Annotated in this window: 19 protein-coding genes; 3 read left to right on the top strand and 16 right to left on the bottom strand. The window is 39.3% G+C overall.

Annotated features, from left to right (window positions below):
- Positions 1 to 5 precede the first annotated feature (5 nt).
- The 5 genes from clpB to NST21_RS06700 all read right to left on the bottom strand — a co-directional run bounded on the left by clpB (position 6) and on the right by NST21_RS06700 (position 6,753).
- Positions 6 to 2,594, bottom strand: a complete 2,589-nt coding sequence (clpB, locus tag NST21_RS06720) for an ATP-dependent chaperone ClpB (protein WP_340888409.1) — start codon at positions 2,592 to 2,594, stop codon at positions 6 to 8.
- A 243-nt stretch (positions 2,595 to 2,837) separates the two neighbouring features.
- Positions 2,838 to 4,037 (bottom strand): FAD-dependent monooxygenase, encoded by a 1,200-nt coding sequence (locus NST21_RS06715; RefSeq protein WP_340888407.1) that lies wholly within the window; start codon positions 4,035 to 4,037, stop codon positions 2,838 to 2,840.
- A 130-nt stretch (positions 4,038 to 4,167) separates the two neighbouring features.
- Positions 4,168 to 5,280: a cupin domain-containing protein gene (locus tag NST21_RS06710; protein ID WP_340888406.1), complete on the bottom strand. Its 1,113-nt coding sequence runs from the start codon at positions 5,278 to 5,280 to the stop codon at positions 4,168 to 4,170.
- A 31-nt stretch (positions 5,281 to 5,311) separates the two neighbouring features.
- A complete protein-coding gene (locus tag NST21_RS06705; RefSeq protein ID WP_340888403.1) occupies positions 5,312 to 5,803 on the bottom strand; it encodes a DinB family protein in 492 nt (163 codons plus the stop codon).
- A gap of 2 nt (positions 5,804 to 5,805) precedes the next feature.
- Positions 5,806 to 6,753 carry a fumarylacetoacetate hydrolase family protein gene (locus NST21_RS06700; RefSeq protein ID WP_056528173.1) on the bottom strand — a complete coding sequence of 316 codons (948 nt, stop codon included), beginning with the start codon at positions 6,751 to 6,753 and terminating at the stop codon, positions 5,806 to 5,808.
- A 455-nt stretch (positions 6,754 to 7,208) separates the two neighbouring features.
- Here NST21_RS06700 and NST21_RS06695 point away from each other — a divergent pair, with 455 nt between their 5' ends.
- Positions 7,209 to 7,967 carry an IclR family transcriptional regulator gene (locus NST21_RS06695; RefSeq protein ID WP_340888400.1) on the top strand — a complete coding sequence of 253 codons (759 nt, stop codon included), beginning with the start codon at positions 7,209 to 7,211 and terminating at the stop codon, positions 7,965 to 7,967.
- A 69-nt stretch (positions 7,968 to 8,036) separates the two neighbouring features.
- Here the strand turns inward: NST21_RS06695 and NST21_RS06690 are convergent, their stop codons facing one another.
- From NST21_RS06690 to argC, 8 genes are all read right to left on the bottom strand, one after another.
- Positions 8,037 to 8,216: a YjzC family protein gene (locus NST21_RS06690; RefSeq protein WP_053344981.1), complete on the bottom strand. Its 180-nt coding sequence runs from the start codon at positions 8,214 to 8,216 to the stop codon at positions 8,037 to 8,039.
- A gap of 152 nt (positions 8,217 to 8,368) precedes the next feature.
- Positions 8,369 to 9,328: an ornithine carbamoyltransferase gene (argF, locus tag NST21_RS06685; protein WP_056528167.1), complete on the bottom strand. Its 960-nt coding sequence runs from the start codon at positions 9,326 to 9,328 to the stop codon at positions 8,369 to 8,371.
- On the bottom strand, positions 9,325 to 12,444 hold the full coding sequence (locus tag NST21_RS06680; RefSeq protein ID WP_340888399.1) for a carbamoyl phosphate synthase large subunit: 3,120 nt from the start codon (positions 12,442 to 12,444) through the stop codon (positions 9,325 to 9,327). Before NST21_RS06680 ends, argF begins: the two co-directional genes overlap by 4 nt.
- A complete protein-coding gene (locus NST21_RS06675) occupies positions 12,437 to 13,519 on the bottom strand; it encodes a carbamoyl phosphate synthase small subunit (RefSeq protein ID WP_056528161.1) in 1,083 nt (360 codons plus the stop codon). Before NST21_RS06675 ends, NST21_RS06680 begins: the two co-directional genes overlap by 8 nt.
- A gap of 81 nt (positions 13,520 to 13,600) precedes the next feature.
- Positions 13,601 to 14,752: an acetylornithine transaminase gene (locus NST21_RS06670; RefSeq protein ID WP_340888398.1), complete on the bottom strand. Its 1,152-nt coding sequence runs from the start codon at positions 14,750 to 14,752 to the stop codon at positions 13,601 to 13,603.
- A complete protein-coding gene (argB, locus tag NST21_RS06665) occupies positions 14,752 to 15,522 on the bottom strand; it encodes an acetylglutamate kinase (RefSeq protein WP_201221671.1) in 771 nt (256 codons plus the stop codon). Before argB ends, NST21_RS06670 begins: the two co-directional genes overlap by 1 nt.
- Before the next feature lie 15 nt (positions 15,523 to 15,537).
- Entirely contained in the window at positions 15,538 to 16,770 is a 1,233-nt protein-coding gene (gene argJ / locus NST21_RS06660) for a bifunctional ornithine acetyltransferase/N-acetylglutamate synthase (RefSeq protein ID WP_340888397.1), read from the bottom strand.
- A gap of 18 nt (positions 16,771 to 16,788) precedes the next feature.
- Positions 16,789 to 17,823 (bottom strand): N-acetyl-gamma-glutamyl-phosphate reductase, encoded by a 1,035-nt coding sequence (gene argC / locus NST21_RS06655; protein ID WP_340888395.1) that lies wholly within the window; start codon positions 17,821 to 17,823, stop codon positions 16,789 to 16,791.
- 236 nt (positions 17,824 to 18,059) lie between these two features.
- Here argC and NST21_RS06650 point away from each other — a divergent pair, with 236 nt between their 5' ends.
- Entirely contained in the window at positions 18,060 to 18,749 is a 690-nt protein-coding gene (locus tag NST21_RS06650; protein WP_377372185.1) for a Crp/Fnr family transcriptional regulator, read from the top strand.
- A gap of 374 nt (positions 18,750 to 19,123) precedes the next feature.
- Here the strand turns inward: NST21_RS06650 and moaA are convergent, their stop codons facing one another.
- The 3 genes from moaA to NST21_RS06635 form a co-directional block, all read right to left on the bottom strand.
- Positions 19,124 to 20,137: a GTP 3',8-cyclase MoaA gene (moaA, locus tag NST21_RS06645; protein WP_340888394.1), complete on the bottom strand. Its 1,014-nt coding sequence runs from the start codon at positions 20,135 to 20,137 to the stop codon at positions 19,124 to 19,126.
- A gap of 108 nt (positions 20,138 to 20,245) precedes the next feature.
- Positions 20,246 to 20,554, bottom strand: coding sequence for a metal-sulfur cluster assembly factor (locus NST21_RS06640; RefSeq protein WP_053344973.1), 309 nt, complete (start codon positions 20,552 to 20,554; stop codon positions 20,246 to 20,248).
- A gap of 133 nt (positions 20,555 to 20,687) precedes the next feature.
- The gene (locus NST21_RS06635) at positions 20,688 to 21,476 is read right to left on the bottom strand and encodes a prolyl oligopeptidase family serine peptidase (RefSeq protein WP_340888393.1); all 789 of its coding nucleotides are present in this window, start codon (positions 21,474 to 21,476) and stop codon (positions 20,688 to 20,690) included.
- 217 nt (positions 21,477 to 21,693) lie between these two features.
- Between NST21_RS06635 and NST21_RS06630 the strand changes: the two genes are divergently transcribed.
- Entirely contained in the window at positions 21,694 to 22,545 is an 852-nt protein-coding gene (locus NST21_RS06630) for a Cof-type HAD-IIB family hydrolase (RefSeq protein ID WP_340888392.1), read from the top strand.
- Positions 22,546 to 22,644: the final 99 nt, after the last annotated feature.

Below are 22,644 nucleotides of genomic sequence, written 5' to 3'. Positions count from 1 at the left end.
AAACTTTAGATTAGTACTAATTCGTTATGAACATAATCAATCGTTATTCCTTCTTCGTTTTCAACTGTCCCCGTTATAATTCGGCGAGCGATTTTTGTTTCCAAATGCTTTTGAATAAATCGCTTAAGCGGTCTTGCCCCATATACCGGATCATACCCTTGTTCGGCAATGAATTCCTTAGCCGCTTCGGTGACGTGGAGGTTTATATTTTGTTCAGTTAACCGCACTTGTAATTGCTGAACCATTTTCTCTACAATTCCAACGATTTCATGTTGAGTAAGCGGTTTGAATAACACAATGTCATCTACTCGATTCAAAAATTCAGGGCGGAAATGTCCTCTTAATTCTTTGAACACTTGATCCTTTATTTCTTCTTCAATGGCTCCATCGCTACGGTTGGACTGCAACAAGAAATGGGAGCCAATATTGGATGTCATGATAATAACCGTATTTTTACAGTTAATGGTTCTACCTTGGGAGTCTGTTATACGTCCGTCATCCAACATTTGCAGCAAAATATTGAAGACCTCCGGATGTGCCTTTTCAATTTCGTCCAGTAGCACGACGGAGTATGGGTTTCTTCTAATAGCTTCGGTTAGTTGTCCGCCCTCCTCAAAACCAACATATCCAGGAGGCGCACCGACTAGTCGGGAAACGGAATGTTTCTCCATGTATTCCGACATATCGATTCGAATCATATGTTCATCACTATCGAATAACGTTTCTGCCAACGCTTTGACCAGTTCAGTTTTACCCACTCCGGTCGGTCCCAAGAAAATAAACGAACCAATCGGTCTGTTTGGATCCTTAATTCCTGCCCTAGCCCGTAAAACAGCATCAGATACAAGTTCCACCGCTTCTCCTTGGCCTATTACGCGTTCGTGAAGAATTTCCGAAAGGCGAAGCAGCTTCTCTCTTTCACTTTCCACCAGCTTGCTTACCGGAATACCCGTCCACCTCGCAACAATCGATGCGATTTCCTCTTCCGTCACTTCTTGGCGAAGCAATCGTGATTCCTGCTTTTCCTTTTCCAATTCATCTTCCATAGCATCCAATTCTTTTTGAAGCTGTGGAATCCTTCCGTGCCGTAGTTCAGCAGCCCTGTTGAGGTCATAGTCATTCTCTGCCTGTTCCAGTTCATGACGAAGCTTCTCGAGCTCTTCACGTTGGTCCTGTACTTTTTGAAGCGCAGATTTCTCCATTTGCCACTTTGCTTTCATGCTATTCGCTTGATCCTTAAGTTCTGAAAGTTCTTTTTGGAGTACTCCTAGCCTTGCTTTACTTTGAGGATCCTCTTCATTCTTCAAGGCCGCTTCTTCAATTTCAAGCTGCATAACCTTTCTTGTGATTTCATCTAGCTCTGAAGGCATTGAATCAATTTCCATTCTGATCATCGCACAAGCTTCATCCACTAGGTCAATCGCTTTATCTGGTAAAAATCGCTCCGTTATATAACGGTTGGAAAGGACAGAGGCAGCAACAATCGCCCGATCATGTATCCTGACGCCATGGTGAATTTCAAACCGTTCCTTTAATCCGCGCAATATTGAAATAGTATCTTCCACATCTGGCTCGGGAACGAGAACTTGCTGGAAACGGCGTTCTAGAGCGGGATCCTTTTCAATATACTGGCGATATTCATCCAGGGTTGTTGCACCGATACAGTGCAGCTCACCACGCGCAAGCATCGGCTTTAACATATTCCCTGCATCAAGTGCGCCATCCGTTCTGCCTGCTCCTACAATTGTATGCAATTCGTCAATGAATAAAAGAATTTTACCCTCACTCTTTTTAATTTCATTCAGTACAGCTTTTAAACGTTCCTCAAATTCACCACGGAATTTGGCCCCGGCAACTAGAGCACTCATATCAAGTGAAAAAACTGTTTTGTCTTTTAGTCCTTCTGGGACATCCTTCCTGACAATCCTTTGCGCCAATCCTTCGACAATCGCTGTTTTACCTACCCCAGGTTCCCCAATCAATACTGGATTATTTTTCGTCTTTCGTGATAGAATCCGGATGACATTGCGAATTTCCGTATCACGCCCGATGACAGGATCAACCTTCCCCGATTTAACTTCAGCAACGAGATCTCTGCCGTATTTTCTTAGGACTTCATATGTGCTTTCTGGATTTTGACTAGTCACTCGTTGATTCCCCCTTATATCGTGTATAACTTGTTTTGCTTTATCGTAATCTATTCCATAAGTTGAAAACAGCCTGTTTATATTCGGTTTTTTTTCCTTTAACAACGCCAGCAGGATGTGTTCGACGGATAAATATTCGTCCTCCCACACTTGCATTTCTTTTTCTGCAACCGTCAATAACTGTTGTAGGGAAGCTGACATATATACCTGAGCAACACTGCCGCTCACTTCCGGCAATTTATTAAGTTCCTTATTTAGCTCTATTTCAAAACGACTGACCGTTTTATCCGAATCAGATAAAATTCTAATTAATAAACTTTCGTCCTGTTCCATTAAGGTTTTTAATAAATGAAGCTCCGTCAGTTCCGGATTTCCCCTATCCTTAGCTAGTTCCTGCCCGCCAATAAACGCCTGTTGGGTTCTCTCTGTCATTTTATTAATATCCATCTTAAAACCTCCCATTCATCAATTCCATGAACGAACTCTTACAACGTTTGACCATTCTTGACCTTTATGGTTTCATTATACTTTTTATTTTTCCCTTGTAAAGAAATGTTATAAAAAATACAAAGGTTATTAAGGGATAAACAGTAAAAGCCTCTCTTCATAAGGAAGAAAGGCAAAAATCTAATATTGATTTAAAAAATATGCTAACCAAAACTTTGGGATGAATGAAGCAAATGCAGGTTATTATGCTTTTACAAACGCTTTGTTGTAACCGTGGAAATCATCAACAAATTTAAAATCCTTATCCGTGCGATTTAATAGAATCGTATCACGAAGCAGTATCCCCGCATCGGTAGTATTGTGGATAATTTCTCCCCACATTCTTGCACTTGTTTGAACATTCGCTGTACGTGGAATGCGTTCTTCTTGATATTCCAAAAATGCCTGCTCCACATTATCCCCATTCTTATGAAGCATATCAGTCAAATAAGCCGCATCTTCTAAAGCTTGGCAAGCTCCTTGTGCCAAGTATTGAAGCATTGGATGTGCGGCATCTCCCGTAAGTGTGATCCTGCCTTTTGTCCAGTTATTAATTGGCAAACGGTCGTACATCGGCCAGCGACGTTGACGTTGAATGAATGAAATCGCATTTTGAACAAGCTCACAAGTTCCTGCAAAGACACGGTCCATTTCTTCCGGGGTACCCCATTGATCTGTTTTTTCATTTTCTTCGGTGTATTGAGAACTTTTGAAAACAACTACCTGATTGTAAAGCTCGCCTCTTCTAACCGGATATTGAACAAGATGCAGATTCGGTCCAATCCACATATATACATCATCTAAATCTCCGTGACTCGTTACCTCTTCCATTGGAAGCGCACCTCTGTATGCAACATATTGAGAACATACTGGTTGATCCTCCACAAATAATTTACGGGCATTAGACCATAAACCATCCGCACCAATAACGGCCGTTCCTATATGTTGATCTCCATTTGCAGAAGTAACTGTAACTTGACCTTCATTTTCTACCGTTTCGATAATTGTTTGGTTCGTTACAAGTTCGATATAAGGGCTACTTTCACACGCTTCAGCTAGCACTCTATGCAAATCAGAGCGATGTAACACAACATACGGTGCTCCATATCTTTCTTTATATACTTCACCTAAATCTAAAGCAGAAAGCTCTTTGCCAGAAAACGCATCCATCAGAACTAATCTTTTTGGAAAAACTGCAATTTCATTAATTTTATCCATTACACCTAAACGTTGTAAAACATTGGTTGCATTCGCAGCAAGCTGAATTCCAGCTCCAATTTCACCAAATTCAGGAGCTTGCTCCAAGACTTTTACATACTGTTTTGTTTCTGCAATTCCTAGAGCCGTTGCCAACCCGCCTATTCCTCCACCGATGACAATGAATGGTTTTTTTTCTGTGTTCATTATTCAATTCCCCCTAAAAATAAGTTGTCATAAGCCCAGTTGTAGACCATTAACATAGTAAGCGTTTTCATTCAACCTGCATTCTCATAATATTAATGACAATCAGGCTGGAAGCTCCAACCTGATTTTTTTATACTAATACAGCCTTAAATTCACTTTCAACTTTTTGGAAACCATTGTTTATATCAAGTACCTGCTGTTGTTCTAAATCAAATCGCTCCATAATTGGAAGATCGTTTACCGAGAATAAGTAAGAATCCACTTCTGCAACGTGCTCATGCCAAGCCCAGTTTGGAACTACAAAGTAGTCACCCTTAGACCAATCAAACCGTACTCCGTTAATAACCGTATAGCCGGAACCCTCGTGCACCTGATAGATTGTTGAATGAGTATGGCGATGTGCTTTAGAATGGAAACCTTTTGGAAGTTTCTGCATCCAAGCTCCCATCGTTGGATTAGCCGTTTGTCCATTAGATGGGTTGATATATTCAACTGCAAAGCCTTCATATGGATCTGGTTCAAAGTTCATTAACCCTTCAATCGCTGCTTTCGTGCCTTTCCACTTGTAGTTTGCAAGCGGAGCTACTTGTGAATAACGATCGGAAACCGGACGAACCATTCCTCCTTGATAACGAAGCTCCGAAAAATTATCCGGACGTTTCGGCGTTTCAATACGGTCTGGATACGGTTCAAAGAAAGTACCGCCAATAGAATAGATAGTAGGGATATCAAGAGCGTCCATCCAAATCATCGGTTTATCTCCAACATGACCATGTCCATGCCAAAGATTTTTAGGTGTGATCAAGAAATCTCCTTCTTCCATGAAGATTCTTTCTCCTTGAACAATTGTGTAGGCACCTTCACCATTCGTAATAAACCGAAGAGCACTTTGAGAGTGACGATGAGAAGGAGCTACTTCACCTGGCAACAATAGTTGAACCGCTGCATAAAGCGTTTGGGTTGTTGAAGCCCAGCCCCAAGGCTGGCGGTAAGTTAGGCCAGGGTTTTGAAAATAAATGGCTCTGCGCTCACCGCCTCGATCAGGTGTGAAGATTTCAGCTGCTTCCATCAACTTTTTTGTCAGAAGCTCTTCTTTCCACAAATAAGCATGGGCATGTGGTTTAGGTTCATGATCCATTAGAGCGGGAATAGCTTCCCATAGGGGTCCAAGATTGTACTGCTGAATATCCCTTGTAAAATCTTTTACAATTGAACTGTTCATGTAATCTGATTTTTCAGCCACATTACTCCCTACTTTCTTTTTTCATTTTTTATCACTTAATTTTAGAAAGATTTCGCTTAATTTGGTCATAGTGCCCTGAAACATGGTCATCGATGAAATGATCTACGATATAAGAAACAGGTTTGTTACCGAATTTGGCAAAGTTCCGGTGCGGTGATTCTTTAGATAGTGTTTCTTCATCTAATTTCCCGAGGCCGCTCTCAACTTTATATTTCAGTTCATCCACTTGTTTTAAAATTTCATCAACTGATAGTTTTTCCGTATCAGTAACCGCTGCTAGTCGAGCTGGATCTTGCAATCCACGTCCCCATTTTGAGCCCGGAGTGGCTACTACCGTTTCCACTTCACCTAGCCAGTAAGGAATGGCTTCCGCTATATGAGAAAGGATCTGCATGATTGACCACTCTTCCTCTGTCGGGTTGCAACGGATTGTTTTCTCTGAAAGGTTAGCTGTTGTCTCAAGAATGTGATCGATTGATTGTTGAAACGATTGAATCGATGTACCGATTGACTGATAAGCCATTCTTATTTTCCCTCCCCAGCACGTTTCACACGGTTTTCGAGATAACCGATTTTGTCGATTTCGATTTTGACAACGTCACCATCTTTTAAGAAGACTTGTGGATCGCGGGCTACTCCTACTCCACCCGGCGTTCCAGTAAGGACGATGTCACCTGGTTCAAGAGTCATTAAGTTCGATAAAAATTCAACTAAATATTTCACATCGAATACGAAGTTAGATGTATTCGTTTTTTGGCGTTCTTCACCATTTACAGTTAAGCGGACATTTAATCCAGAAGGATCAGATAACTCATCTGATGTAACTAGCCAAGGTCCCATTGGTGCACTGCCTTCGACTGTTTTCCCTTGAAGCCATTCAAGCGTACGGCGTTGAATATCACGATACGTGACGTCATTCGCAATTGTATAACCTGCTACATAATCAAGTGCATCATCTTGAGAAACATTGCGTGCCCGTTGGCCCACTACAAAAGCAAATTCTGCTTCATAATCTAATTGTTCTGAAATGGGGAAAAACGGAATATCATCTTGAGGTCCAATTACTGCATTAGCGAATTTGGCAAACACGACCGGGAATGGAGGCAGTTCGCGACCCATTTCTGCAATGTGTTCACGGTAGTTATGTCCTACACAAATAATTTTCCCTGGCTTTTGGACAGGTGCCTCAAGCTTTACGTTTTCAACAGCATGTACCAGAGTACGTTTGAATGAATCGCGATTATTCAATGCATAATCCGCAGCTTTTCTTGCGATGGAAAGGCTTTCATTCCCACCCTGTAGAAATGCTTCCATAGTTGAAGGTACATAAGCTTCAGCGATTTGTTCACTGCGAAGTTTCCCTTCACTTTCAAGAAGTGCTTGATAAGCATAGTTTAGGTCTACTATCTCTTTATTTGGATAAATTGCGCCAATACGTGTAAATCCTTCACGGCTAAAAGTTACTAATTTCATTTTTCATTCTCCTTTATTTATCATTATTTTTTAAAAGCTGTCTTTTAGTTTTATTGATGCACCTATCTTTGTCTGAAACAAGGCATTGTTTATAAAAAGAGTGTCCTTTCACAAACTAGAGGACAAATGGTAACTATACCTCGCATCAATTTTTCGTTTTCCACTTATAGATAACTTAGTTCACTATTTATATACATGATAACTTAATTTTCGGAAAATTGTCAAGAAATTATTGCAAAAATTTTTATGAAAATGATATTATCAACATCATTATGAAGCTTTCAGTAGCAAATTTAACAAATACATATATGACTAGACTTATCGAAAACTAGAAGTATATTAAACAGATGTGTTTATGCGGACGTTATGGAGCATACTTTTTATTTATTTTCATTTAAACTTTACATACTCTGATATACTAGACCTAAATTAAAACAGATTAGGGAGATTGTCATATGGAAATCGTAAAATCTGGTTCAACGATTCAATCCTTGCAAATCGGGATGAGCATTATTGATTTACTCGCTTCACAAAGAAACCCTTTAAGATTCTCTGATATTCAAGAATCTACAGAAATAACTAAAAGTAACCTTTATAAGTATTTAAATACTCTGACCCAACTCGAGTTACTATATCGCGATAAGACAACTGGTATGTATTCCCTCGGGAGCAAACTGATTCAATATGGTATGGCAGCCATAGGGAATGAGGACGTCACAAGCCGAATTACCCCTTATTTACAGGAAATCAGCCATCATACCTCCTGCACGGTGTTATTTTCCGTTTGGACATACGATGGACCAATCACAGCAAAAATATGGAATTCCAACCAAAACTTAAATATTGGGGCCCAGCTAGGCACGCGCCTTCCCCCATCTTCTTCTTCCGGCAAAGTATTCACTGTATTCCAGGATTCTTCCATAACGGCAGACTGGATAGAAAAAGATAATAATGTTTCCGCGGCCTTCCTTAAAGGAACTAAGGAATATCAAGCGATACAGAAATACAAAATTGCTTTTGCAAAAGAGCCTTTAGTACCTTCTGTTTCTTCCATGTCCATTCCGATTTTTAATTATAATGCAGAATTATTGGGAGCGATTACTGCTGTTGGCTTCACTGAAAGTATACCGGACCATTATGAAGATCCCTTAAGCCAATATTTAAGAAAGAGTTTTTTAGAAATCTCGAATATTTTCGGTTATTCTGAAGAATAGGATAGGTTATTTCCCATAAAAAAAGCAGGAAAAGGAAGTGAATTGTCCCTTTTCCTGCTTTTTATTTTATTATGGCTTTCGCTGATAGGTCCATATCCTGTTATGATTTGAAGTTTCAGGAAAAGTATCTCCTGCTTCTAGCTTTACCTTTTTCGGATTTAATACCGTGCTACCCGTTTCACCGATTTCTACGTAAGCCCCATTATTAGGTGCCTTCTGACCTGGTTTAAATTGACGATTTTGCCCCATAGATTTCACCCCTTTACATGCTTTCCATTTTATTATTACCGGGTTCACTTCTTTCATGTCTGAAAAATTCAGGGCAAAAAGGAAATTAGTCCATGGGAAATAAATCGTATTGGTAAAAAAATAGCGTCTGCTCATAGAGTAGACGCTTTTTTTTAAGACATTAAATCCACAAGAACCGCCTTTTGAGCATGAAGACGATTTCCAGCTTGGTGGAAAACGACGGAATTCGGTCCATCGATGACTTCAGCGGTTACCTCTTCTTCTCTGTGTGCAGGCAAGCAATGCATAAATATATAATTATCCTTTGCATGCTTTACAAGTTCACTATTGATTTGATAATCCTTAAACGCCTCTAAACGGATACTATTTTCGATTTCCTGCCCCATAGAGGTCCATACATCAGAATAGACGATATCTGCATCCTTAATAGCTTCAACTGCTGAATTCGTCACAACAATTTCACATCCATTTTCCTTTGCCACTTTTTGAGCATAGGCGACAACATTTTCATCAGGTTTATAGTTATCTGGGCATCCAATAGAAAAATCCATACCCATTTTTGCGCAGCCAACCATCAATGATTGTGCCACATTGTTACCATCACCGATGTAGCTCATTTTCAAGCCTTTTAATTGTCCTTTTAACTCTATAATTGTCAAGAAATCCGCCATCACCTGGCAAGGATGGGCAAGATCTGTTAGCCCATTGATGACTGGAATAGAAGCATTTTCAGACAATTCCATAATTTTTTCATGCTCGAAGGTACGAATCATGATGCCATCAATATATTCGGAAAGGACTTTGGCCGTATCGGAAATAGATTCTCCACGTCCGATTTGCAAATCATTACCGCTTAAGAACAAAGCGTGTCCGCCAAGCTGCATCATGCCCACTTCAAAAGACACGCGGGTACGGGTGGAGGATTTTTCAAAAATCATCCCCAGCGTTTTCCCTTTTAAAGGCGTATATTCCTCGCCCGCTTGTAATTTGGCTTTAATGGTCTGCGCTAGCTTTAACAGATCTGCAATGGCCGTGGGTGTAGACTCCTTCATGGTCAAAAAATCTTTCCCGTTTAAAATCTTCGCTTGTGTCGGTGCCGTTAGTGAACTCATACGTGTGACACTCCTTTCGAATATGTTACAAGCCATTCCTGCAGCGCGGTAACGCCTGGATCAGCATTTTCTAACGATTGAAGATAGGCTTTAAAAGTCTCTTCTTCTGTAAATGCTAGAAGTCGATATTTTGCAGCCAATAATCTTAGCTGCTTATCTTCTTCTGTAGTTCCATAAGCTAAAACAACAGCTGCATTTCCTTCATTAAGCCATTTGTCAAAATCGGAATCCATCAATGTCAACCCAGCTTCATTGATTAGTACAAGCAATTCTTCACTTAATTGGACTGATTCGGATTGATACACACCTGAAGTATGTTTAGCCTTTTGAGCATGAAATACTTTTGTTAATGCTTCTGTCATCGTTTTTCCGATAGCGATGCCTTCACCAGTTGATTTCATTTCCGGCCCTACTTTTGAATCAAGTCCGCTTAGTGCAAACGTTGAGAATACTGGATATTTGACGACTGAATACGGAATTTCTTCCATTAACCCTGTTTTTTCGAACACATTCGACAACGAGTATTTCCCAAGCAATATTTTTGTCGCAATCTGTACTAAAGAAACATTAGTGATTTTACTGATGATTGGAATCGTCCGGCTAGCACGCGGGTTTACTTCCAAAACATATACGTCATTGCCTTCAATCACAAATTGGATGTTCATAAGACCTTTATAACCAAGCTCTACTACTAACTTTTGTGCAAAAATAGTCATTTTATTTTTGATATCCTCTGATAAGGATTGAGCTGGTAGTAATGCCATGCTATCTCCCGAATGGACGCCTGCTTTTTCTACATGTTCAGCAATAATTGGAATATAAATCTCTTTGCCATCCGCAATCAAATCGATTTCCGCTTCTTTACCTGGAATATAAGAATCGATTAACACAGGGAATACAAGTGCCGTTCCATTTTCAATTCTATTCAGTAAGCTTTTCTTCGACCGGATAATTTCCATCCCCTGACCACCAATTACATAGGATGGGCGTAATAGAACTGGGAAGCCAATCGCCTCAGCACACTCAATTAATTGCTCTGCACTATTAGCCATCGAACCCGGCACATGTGGAATCTCCAGTTTTTGCAGAAGCTGATAAAAGCGATCGCGATCTTCTAGTTGGTCAAGCGTATCAAATGAGGTACCCAGCAAATTAATTCCATAATCTTCCAGTCCTTTTGCCAGATTTATGGCTGTCTGACCGCCAAATTGGACAATTACATCCTCAATATCTTCCGCTTCTATAACATTCAGTACATATTCCAAGGTTAATGGCTCGAAATAAAGACGATCTGCTGTTGCGAAATCCGTACTTACCGTTTCTGGGTTATTATTAATCATGATCGTTTCAACATTTTCATCCTGAAGTGCATAAACACCATGAACGGAACAGTAATCGAATTCAATTCCCTGTCCGATTCGGATTGGGCCACTGCCAATCATCAATACTTTCTTTTTATCTGTTTTTTTCTGTTCGTTCTCTCCAAAATATGTTGAATAATGATAATTCGTATGTGATTCAAATTCAGCTGCACATGTATCAACCGTTTTGTAAACGGCGGTAATGCCTAGTGATTTACGGTGTGCTCTCACTTCGATTTCACTTACTTTCCATACGGAGGCAAGATAACGGTCAGAGAAGCCCTTTTCCTTGTACAGCTGCAGTTCTTCTTTGGTGACCAAATCGAGTGTCTTAGCAGTGATTTCATTTTCTTTCTCGATCAGCGAAGCAAAAGATTGAAGGAAGAAATAATCAATGATGGTTGCTTTATGGATTTCTTCAACCGTCACACCTTTACGAAGCATTTCAAAAATGACAAAAATGCGTTCGTCAGATTTTTCAGCGAGCTTTTCCCAAAGTTCTGGAACAGTTTTATCTTTTAATGATAAAAGTTGCAGTCCATTCGTTTTTAATTCTAATGAATCGATAGCTTTTTGGACTCCACCTTCAAAGCTACGGTGTAATGCCATAACTTCGCCTGTCGCCTTCATCTGAGTTCCTAATTTGCGGTGGGCAGTCGTGAATTTATCGAATGGCCACCGTGGGAATTTTACTGCTACATAATCAAGAGCAGGTTCGAAGCTTGAATAAGTACTCTTCGTTACAGGATTGATAAGTTCAGATAAATGATAGCCGATAGCAAGTTTTGCAGCGATTCGTGCAATCGGATAACCGGTTGCTTTGGATGCTAGTGCCGATGAACGACTAACACGTGGATTTACTTCTATTAAATAGTACTGTTTGCTATTCGGATCAAGTGCAAATTGTATGTTACAGCCGCCAATGATACCTAAAGCAGAGATAATTTTTATAGAGGCCGCACGTAACATTTGAAACTCATCATCAGATAAGGTCTGAGATGGAGCTACTACAATGGAATCACCTGTATGAATACCGACAGGATCGATATTTTCCATATTACAGATGGTAATGCATGTATTGTTTCCATCGCGCATAACCTCATATTCGACTTCTTTATATCCTGCTATGCTTCTTTCAATCAAGCACTGTGTAATCGGGCTTTCTTGAAGTCCGCCACGTACAAGTTCCTTGAATGCCTCCATGGTCTCAGCAATCCCTCCGCCAGTACCTCCAAGTGTATAGGCAGGACGAACGATTATGGGGAAACCAATTTTGTCGGCGAAAGCTTGTGCCTCTTCTAAAGTATGGACAATTGTACTGTCAGGAACAGGTTCATCAATTTCAAACATTAGTTCACGAAACAGTTCACGATCTTCTCCTTTTTTGATGGAGTCTATTGGTGTTCCTAATAGTTTGACATTATATTTTTCAAGCACTCCTGCATCATCCAATTGATAAGCAAGATTCAATCCTGTTTGCCCCCCTAATGTAGCAAGCAGGCCATCCGGCTTTTCTTTAGCAATGATTTTTTCCAGTACATCTACTGTTAAAGGTTCGAAATAGACAGCATCCGCGTTCATATCATCCGTCATAATTGTTGCCGGATTGTTATTAACTAGGATGACTTTATATCCTTCCTCTTTTAAAGCGAGGCAGGCCTGTGTACCTGCATAATCGAATTCAGCAGCCTGCCCTATTACAATCGGCCCTGAACCAATTACTAAAATAGTCTGTATCGTGTTGTCCTTAGGCATATGCTTTTTCTCTCCCGCTATATTCATTTATCATTTGTAAAAAGTCATTAAACAATAGTGAGCTTTCTATCGGTCCTGGATTCGCTTCAGGGTGGTATTGAGTCGTAAATATCGGCAAATCTTTATGCATAAGTCCCTCAACGGTACTATCATTCACATTCCGGAAGCGAACTTGAAGTGATGTTCCTTGTAAGCTTGGCTCATCCACTTCATAGCTATGATTTTGAGAACTCATATACACCTTTTTCGTTTTCAAATCGACCACGGGCTGATTCGCACCGCGATGTCCAAACAGCATTTTTTTTGTATTTCCCCCAAAAGCAAGGGCCGTTAATTGATGACCTAGGCAGATGCCCATTGTAGGAAAATTCGTAATGATTTTCTTAATATTTTCCAATAGATATTCAAGCTGTTTTGGATCCCCAGGCCCATTTGAAAGCAAAATACCATCCGGATTCAAGTCCTTGATATGTTCGAATTTAGTATCAAAGGGAACGACTGAAACTCGGCACCCCTGTTCAAGCAATGAATTTAATATGGATTTTTTATAACCAAAATCCATCATTACAACGTGTTTAGAACCTTTCCCGAAGCTTTCAATCTCTTTAGTAGAAACTGCGGCTACGTGCGCTTCTAGATCATTCAAACTGGATTCGAATGTGAATGCAGTTTCTGCTGTGATGGCAGCCTGCATGGAGCCTTCTTGTCGTATATTTTTAACTACTGCTCGCGTATCCACATGACTCAAAAGAGGGATGTTCCATTTGTCTAAATATTCACCAATGGAATATTTAGCTTGATAATGAGAATGGCTCATATTTCCTTCATATACAATAACACCGGCAACATGCGGCTTCTTACTTTCGAAATCATATTCATTAATTCCATAATTTCCGATTAAAGGATATGTGAAAATGACAATTTGGTCCTTATATGAAGGATCTGTCAATACTTCTTGATATCCGGTCATTCCTGTAAAAAAGACAATCTCTCCAGTGATTGCTTTTTTAATTGATTTAGTCAACAGTTCCCCTTCAAAGACGGAACCATTCTCTAAATGTAGATAGTTTTTCATGTTCTTCACCTCTGTAGATGACGTATATTTATATATAGAATAGCATAATTATTCATTTTATTCTATAAAAATTCATTAAATTTAGATTGTTTGTTTTATTGCTAATACTTTTTTTATTTTCTTAATTGCAGTATCAATCTCTGATTTAGTCGCTGTCAGAGGTGGAAGTAAACGAAGAACATTAGGTCCTGCACTTAATACGAGTAGGCCATCTTCTTGAAGCTCCATTAAAAACGACTGAACATCTTGTTTGCATTCGATCCCGACCATCATCCCAAGTCCACGAATTTCTTTGACTTCTTCTGAATCCTTTAATGCCTTTGACAATTCACATTCAAGGTATTCAGCTTTTTCCACGACTTCTTTTAAGAATCCCAATTGGAAAATTTCTTTTAAAACAGCTTCTGCTGCTGCAACACTTACCGGATTACCGCCAAAAGTGGATCCATGGCTTCCAGCACTAAAGAATTCTGACAACGTTTCTTTGCCAATCATCGCCCCGATAGGTAGACCATTTCCTAACCCCTTGGCCGAAGTAATGATATCTGGTTGGATATTAAAATGCTGAAATGCAAATGGTTTGCCTGTACGGCCAATTCCCGTTTGTATTTCATCGATAATAAGAAGTGATCCGTATTTTTTACATTGAGCTTGAATTGCGTCCAAATACGATTGCTGAACAACATGAATGCCGCCCTCTCCTTGAACTACTTCGATCATTACCGCTGCCGTATCCTCATCTACTGCAGTTTCTAAAGCATCGTTGTCATTGAATGGCACATATTCAAACGAAGCTAGCATCGGCCCGAAACCAATCTTGATTTTTTCCTGCCCCGTTGCTGCCATCGTTGCAAATGTACGGCCGTGGAATGACTGCAGACATGTGACAATTTTACTTTTCCCTGTAGCTTTACGAGCAAGTTTGATAGCTGCCTCATTTGCTTCAGCGCCGCTGTTGGCAAAGAAAACTTGACCTAATCCTGAGGCATCTGCTAGCATTTTTGCTGTCCGTTCCTGTAAAGAACTTTGAAACATATTCGATACATGCCAGTATTTATTAAGTTGCTCCGTAACAGCCTTTTTCACCTTTTCATGACTATGGCCAAGGTTTAAAACTCCGATTCCCGATGTAAAATCAAGATACTCCTTACCTGTTGTACTGATAAGTTTCATTCCATTCGCTGTTTCCGGTTCAATGTTCCACCTTGCATATGTAGGAAATAAAGAACTCATTAAAATACCCCTTCTTCCTGTAGAAATTTCGTTCCGATAAATTGCCCGTTTTCATAGAAGTGATCCTTGCCGCTTACAATCATCACTTTCTCAACTCCTTTATTCAACACCGACAATGCTGTGTTAACTTTCGGAATCATACCGCCATAGATACTGCCATCTGTAATTAAAGCCTGTGTCTCCGTTTCAGTCAGTTTTTCGATAATCTGCTGATTCTTTAAGACCCCTTTAACGTCTGTGACAAATAAGCACATTTCAGCCGAGAGTGCCTTCGCTACAGAACCTGCAGCCATATCCGCATTCACATTTAACTTATTTCCATCTTCTGTAGTCGAAATCGGTGTCAATACCGGGCAATAGCCTTTTTCAAATAGAAGTCCAAGTAATTCCGTATCGACTTGATGAATCTCACCAACAGCCCCTAGCTTCTTTTCATCAATATACTCACCAGTCAGGATTCCGCCGTCCGAACCATTTAGACCGACTGCCTTAATACCATGTGCCTCCAATTTATGGACGAGACATCGATTAGATTTGCCTGCCAACATCAGTTCTACAACTTCCAATACTTCAGTGGTCGTTTTTCTTAAACCATTTTCAAAGACCGGTTCAATTTCATATTTTTCAAGCATCGAATTGATATCAGGGCCGCCTCCATGAACAAAGACAATCTGGTAACCGCGGCTTTGTAACTCTTTAACACTTGTAAAAAACGACTCTGATAACTCGTTAATAATACTACCGCCGCACTTTATGACTAAAATGTTCACTCTTTTCAACACCCCTTATGATCGATAACTTCCGTTTATTTTTACATAATCATAGGTTAAATCACAGCCCCATGCCGTTCCTGATTCATTACCATCTTTCAAGTAAACATTAATGATAATACTTTCATTTTCCAAATATGCCTTTGCATCTTCCTCAGAAAACTTTATAGGCTCGCCATCTTTCAGTACAATGATTTCACCAAATGAAATCGTTGTTTGTTCCGGTTGGAACCCTACTCCGCTTCGACCCATTGCAGCAATAATACGTCCCCAGTTTGCATCCGCTCCAAAAGCTGCCGTTTTCACTAAATTTGAACCAACAATCGTTTTCGCCATCATTTGTGAATCTTGTTTGGAATTCATGCCATGGACATTCACTTCAATTAATTTTGTCGCGCCTTCTCCGTCTTTCGCAATTTGTTTAGCTAAATTTTCAGAAGTCTGTTTTAATAATTCCAAAAATACAGACCATTCTGGGTGTGTGTTTGTCAAAGGTTCATTTCTTGCTGCTCCATTTGCTAGGACCAGCACCATGTCATTCGTCGAACAATCACCGTCAACAGTTATTTGATTAAATGTATCATTCGTTATAGAAGATAATGCTTCCTGTAAATCATTCGGTTCAATGACAGCATCCGTTGTAATGAAACCGAGCATTGTAGCCATGTTCGGATGAATCATCCCTGACCCTTTCGCCGCTCCGCCCATTTTCACGCGTTTACCATCAATGACTGTTTCATAACCGCAACTTTTAGTTACTATATCCGTTGTTAAAATAGCAGTACCAAAGTCTTCAGCAGCTTCAGCTGTATCTGTTGGCTCCAATAAATCTATGCCGTTTTTAATTTTATCCATTTCCATAAATTCGCCAATAACTCCAGTTGAAGCAACTGCAAATGAATGATCTTCCAAGCCGAACTTTTGGGCAGCAAGCTTTCTCATTTCAATAGCATCCTTTAACCCTTGCTCTCCAGTACAAGCATTCGCACATGCACTATTAACTACTATGCCATGAAGCTTTCCAGTAACTGCTATGCTATCCTTCGTTACATTGATTGGAGCCGCTTGAACTACATTTTGTGTATAAACCGCAGCGGATGATGCTGCAGTTTCTGTATAAATAATTCCAATGTCTTTTTTTGAGTAGCGCAGCCCTGCATGAGCGCCTGAGGCTTTGAACCCTTTAGGCATTAAGATGTTTCCTTCTTTAATTTGTTTGATTTCTTCAACTGGCTGTAGTGTATTCATTATTTACCTCCAATAATTTTACGGATATAGTGGGCTACTCCATAGTCCTGCTGTTTCCTCTAGCCCCATTAATATATTTGCATTTTGAATGGCCTGCCCTGCAGCACCCTTTACTAAATTATCAATAACTGAAACAATCGTTACCTTACCTGTTCTTTCATCATATCCGACGCCTATATCACAAAAGTTGGAACCATACACTTGTTTCGTAGACGGGAAGCGATCAAGCGGCTGTACCCGGACAAATGGATGATCCTCATAGACAGTTTCATACAAATCTCTTAGTTCAGCTGTTGAAGTCTGCCGGTTTACCTTAATATACATCGTAGCCATGATACCCCTAGTCATAGGAACAAGATGGGTATTAAATGTTATAGGTTGTAAATCTGATGACCACCTTCCAAGCTGTTGTTCGATTTCCGGTATGTGTTGATGCTGATTCACTTTATATATTTTAAAGTTTTCATTCATTTCACTGTAATGTGTAACGGATGAAAGTGATTTCCCTGCCCCGGACACTCCGGATTTAGCATCAATAATGATATCTGTGGCTGTAGCCCATCCTTCAGTGAATAAAGGAGCAAGACCAAGTAATGAAGCAGTTGGGTAACATCCTGGATTCGCAATAATAGTTGATTGTCTAATTTCTTCAGCATTCCATTCAGCCAATCCGTATACAGCTTTTTCAATAATATGCTGAGGCGCGGCTGTTTTTTTATACCAGTGTTCATAATCACCTGGAGTTTGAAGCCTAAGATCCCCTGACAAATCGATTACTTTAATATCAAGGTCGGAAAATTCCGAAATTAATTGTGAGGAAACACCCGAAGGAGTAGCAAGAAAAACAATATCAGATTTTTTTGCAATTGCTTCCGGGTCAATTTCTTCTAATTTATCTTTCATATGCATTAAATGTGCATTTTCTTCATATAAACTTCGACCAAATTGGGATGACGTATGCAGTGATTTTATTTTCAAATGAGGATGATTATTCAGGAATCTTATCAATTCCACTCCTCCATACCCTGTTGCGCCTACTATTGATACGTTCACAAAAACCATCTCCTAGATTTTAAGTCCCTGCAATTCTTTGATTCTATTATTATAAGACTGAATAAAAATAAAATCAAATGTATTTTTATAAAATTCTAAACTTAAATTTTAAAAACAAGTTCCACTGCAAAAACTTCTAGTTTTATCCAAAGTTGTTGACTACTAGTGCTTTTTCCGTTTAAATCAAATAAGGTAGTAACTGAGTTATAACGGTATCTGAAAGGCGGTTGTAATAAATGAACGAATTTACGTTATCTAATCCAATGCATGCATTTTTTGATAATAGACATCATGTTAAACGTATAGAAAAAGGGTGCTTCCTTTTTCAGGAGAACACCCTTGCTAGTGATTTGTATTACATTTTAAAAGGCAAAGTTGAAGTGAGTAAGGTTGTTCCAGACGGTCGAGAATTGACAATGCGTATTTGTTCAGAGAATGACCTAGTTGGAGAAACTGTCCTTTTTTCTCAGAACCCTAAATATATGATGAATGCAAAAATGTTAGAAGATGGTGTTGTAGCGGTTATTTCTAAAGAATTATTAGAAGAGAAAATCGCTTCGGATAGTCATCTTGCAGTTGAAATGATGACATGGTTATCTGCTCAAAATCGTAAAAATCAGGCTAAATTCCGCGATATGCTCCTGCACGGTAAGAAAGGCGCATTTTACTCCACTCTCATTCGCTTATCAAATAGCTATGGTACTGAAGTTGAAGACGGTATAGTCATCACTCTTCCCTTTACAAACCAAGAGCTTGCTAATTTTTGCGGCACATCCCGTGAAGTAGTCAATCGAATGCTCTCTCAATTAAGAAAAAACAATGTAGTTTCTATTAAAAAAGGACGCATTAAGATACTTAACCTTGAGTATTTAAAGCAGGAAATTGACTGTGAAAATTGCCCAATAGAAATCTGTACTATCGAATAACCCCCCCCGCCCTCCATAATTAGCAGAGAATACTTCATGTACTGACCAGTACCTTAAATATATATGTAAAGGATTAGATTCATTTTAAAGTCCTTGCTCATCTCTTTCTTTACTGGGTCATTTGATTTATTTTTACTTTAATAAAAATGGATAGTTATTATGATATAGCATTATGAAAATGTATAAATTTAGTATAAAAATACATTTAAGCTAAATTACTCCAAATCAGGACAGACATTCATGGCCTTTCCAACTATACATAAGAAAATACGGGATGGCATAGTTGCCATCCCGTATTTTCTTATCTAGAACTCTTCAATCACAATAATTTCACATAGTTAAATAAATCATTGTTCTTCTGAGCTCATTGAAAGTTAGCCGCCAATAAATGACATTTCTATTTTTTCCTGTTTCTTTCTCGTTCCGGCAGCCCGCTCATCTGAATAGCGGTCGTCTCTATGGTTCCAAAGTGAAATGATAAAGTCAGTCAATTCTTCATCTGACATCTCTGAACGAAGCAATGACTTCACGTCATGTCCTTTTCCATTAAATAGGCATGTATATAAACTGCCATTAGCAGAAAGACGAGCACGGGTGCAGCTTGAACAAAAAGACTCAGAGACGGATGTTATGAAACCTACTTCGGTAGTCGTCCCCTTATAGCGGAAGCGCTTCGCGACTTCTCCAAAATAATCTTCTTCCACCGGTTCCAGCTCGAATTCAGCCTGCAGCATCTCCAGCAATTCTTTTTTCGTTATGACGTTTTTCAACTGCCAGCCATTTGTATGCCCAACATCCATGAATTCTATATAACGTAATTGAATACCCTCTTCTTTGCAAAAACGGGCCATCGGCAGGATTTGAGATTCATTGGTTTCTTTTTTAACAACCATATTTACCTTAACACCAAGCCCTGCTTCTTTTGCAGCAGCTATTCCCTCCATAACCGCCTTTGTCCCGATATTTCTTCCGTTCATCTGCTTAAAAAGCTCATCATCGAGGCTGTCTAAGCTGATATTTACCCGCTGTAATCCAGCTGCCTTTAAATCTGTCGCGTGTTTTTTCAAAAACACACCATTCGTAGTCAATCCAATATCTTCTATTCCTTCAATTGAAACAAGTTCGGAAATGAGCGTAGAAAGATTTTTTCGCAGCAATGGTTCCCCGCCTGTCAATCTTAGTTTTTTAACCCCTAGGCTTGCAAATATTTTAGAAATCCTTACGATTTCTTCATAAGATAAAAGCTCACTTTTAGGAAGGAACTGAAAATCTTCATGGAAAATTTCAGCCGGCATACAATACTGACAGCGGAAGTTGCAACGATCAATGACAGAAATTCTTAAATCCCTTAATGGCCTGTCTAATGAATCCTTTATATGACGGTTCAATTTTCCACCCCTAACCGGACGTATTAGAAAAAGCCAGACCAATAAAAAGTATCTCCATAACAATGGTTCACTGTTTTTTGACTGGCTTTATATTCTATTACCTGTTAATTATTTAATTCCTAACGCGATTTTGGCATATCTGGACATGCGATCCCTAGACCATGGCGGACTCCACACAATCTTCACGTCTGTTTCTTTAACTTCTGGAATATCTTCCAGCACTAGTTTCACTTGATCGACAATCGTTCCAGCTAGCGGACAACCCATGGCAGTCAATGTCATCGTTACTGTCGTTAGTCCTGCATCATCCATATCCACATCATACACCAAGCCTAAATTCACGATATCTATTCCAAGCTCCGGGTCAATGACCTGCTCTAAAGCTCCAAAAATTATGTCTTTTGTATCTTGATCCACTTCAATCACTCCTTTTATGAATAATACTCCCCGATTTGTAATAATCGGTTTATAGTCGGTTGCGGCAATAAATGTCCGATTCAGACTTTACACAATGTCCTTAATAGAATCATACCAGATTTAGCATGTGTGCTTAAGCTTTTTGCACAGCTGGTCGTAAATGTTTCTCGAACCATTCCGCAGTCCGAAGCACACCTTCTCTACTTACCTTATGCCCAGCCTTCTGATCGAGGATAAAATCAATTTTTTCATGTGCTTCATTATAACCCGCTTTTACTCCTTCATAAAAGCGATATGCATGTTGATATGGTACAACAGGATCTTTAGCACCATGCCAAAACAGAAGCGGTCTGTTTGAAAGCTTGTCTTGATTGAGGCTTAAGTCAAATGGTTTGAGCTGTTCAATCACTTTATTTACTTCCTCATCCGTGATTGGGAAATTCACTTTCCTTTTCTTAATCTCCTCTATTTGAAGCTCCGCATACGCTACATAGGATGGATTCCCCATTAAGCTAACTCCAACTGTAATCCAATCATAGGCCGCCAGAGCTCCGTTGGTCACAATACCTCCCATTGAGGTGCCCGCTACACCAATTCTTTTAGAGTCAATTAATTTTCTGGCTAATAAATCATCCTTAATCAAAGCTAAATCCTTGATGGTCTGTAATACCATTTCCCAAAAACGGGGCATCAATTGCGAATCACTATATCCAACTTCCCTCTCCCCATGATAAATTACATCAGGAAGAAGCACACGAAAACCCTTTTCAGCCATTAAATAAGCATAATGAAGATTGTGTTCTTTTGCACTTTGAAAACCATGTATAAAAATAATAAGCGGCAATTCTTGATTGAAGGCCGACTGCTCACTTAAGTGTAAAACAGGAATATGTCTAATCTTTTCTTTTTCAATTATTATCAAGATAATCCCTCCGAATATTTATATACTGTCGGTTTTTTCATTAAAGAAGCTTCAGAAGCTTTCTCAACAAATCTTTCGATGTCCCTTTGCTGATTCCTAGTCATGTACTATGCTTTAAATATTATAATCCTTCATATAGTAATATCATACAGGAATGCATAAAGAATGAAAAAGATTTACAATTACTTTAAAATAGTCTTAACAATATTTGCATATAATGAAATCAAAAAGAACAGAAGGTGTGTACATGAATGAGAAACATTTAATCGTATTGGATCTTGATGGTACTTTACTTACTGATAATAAAACAATTTCTCCTAGGACTAAACAAACACTACTAAAACTAAAAGAAAATGGGCACGAGGTTATGATCGCTACCGGGCGTCCTTTTCGCTCAAGTGAACTTTATTACCGGGAATTGGGATTGACTACACCAATCGTTAATTTCAATGGTGCTTTCGTGCATCACCCATTACAGACAAGCTGGGGGGTATACCATTCACCACTGGATATAAGTGTTGCGAAAGATATTGTAGAAGCTTGTGATCAATTTAAATATCACAACATAATTGCTGAAGTTCGTGATGATGTATATGTCCATTATCATGATGAAAAGTTGATGGACATGTTCAATGTAGGAAATCCGATAATGAAGACGGGTGACTTACGTAATTTCCTTGAGGATTCACCCACATCGATGCTCATTCATACAGATAGTCAGCATGTCGGCCAGATCCGCCAGCATTTATCTGATGTTCATGCCGAATTAGTTGATCATCGCCGCTGGGCAGAACCATTTCATATCATCGAAATTATTAAGAGCGGATTAAGTAAAGCGGTTGGTCTGCAACGTGTTTCCAACTATCTAGACATCCCAAAAGATAGAATTATCGCTTTCGGTGATGAAGATAATGACTTGGAAATGCTTGATTACGCTGGAACTGGTGTCGCAATGGGAAATGCTATTTCCCCTGTAAAAACGGTCGCAAATACGATGACTTTGACGAATGAAGAAGATGGCATAGCAGTATTTCTTGAGGAAAAATTCAACTTAAAATCCAAATCCTAATCCTCCATTTTTTACCTTTATAAAATCTCTTTTTGTAGCCAAACTAATATGGACAACAGCTTCCTGTTATGTTGTCAAACGCTCAGAATCGGAGGAGAT

Source organism: Peribacillus sp. FSL K6-1552, from assembly GCF_038005205.1.
In the GTDB taxonomy this organism is placed as follows: Bacteria; Bacillota; Bacilli; order Bacillales; family DSM-1321; genus Peribacillus; species Peribacillus butanolivorans.
Note: the sequence above shows the minus strand (reverse complement) of the source record. Positions and strands in the feature narration are given on the sequence as shown.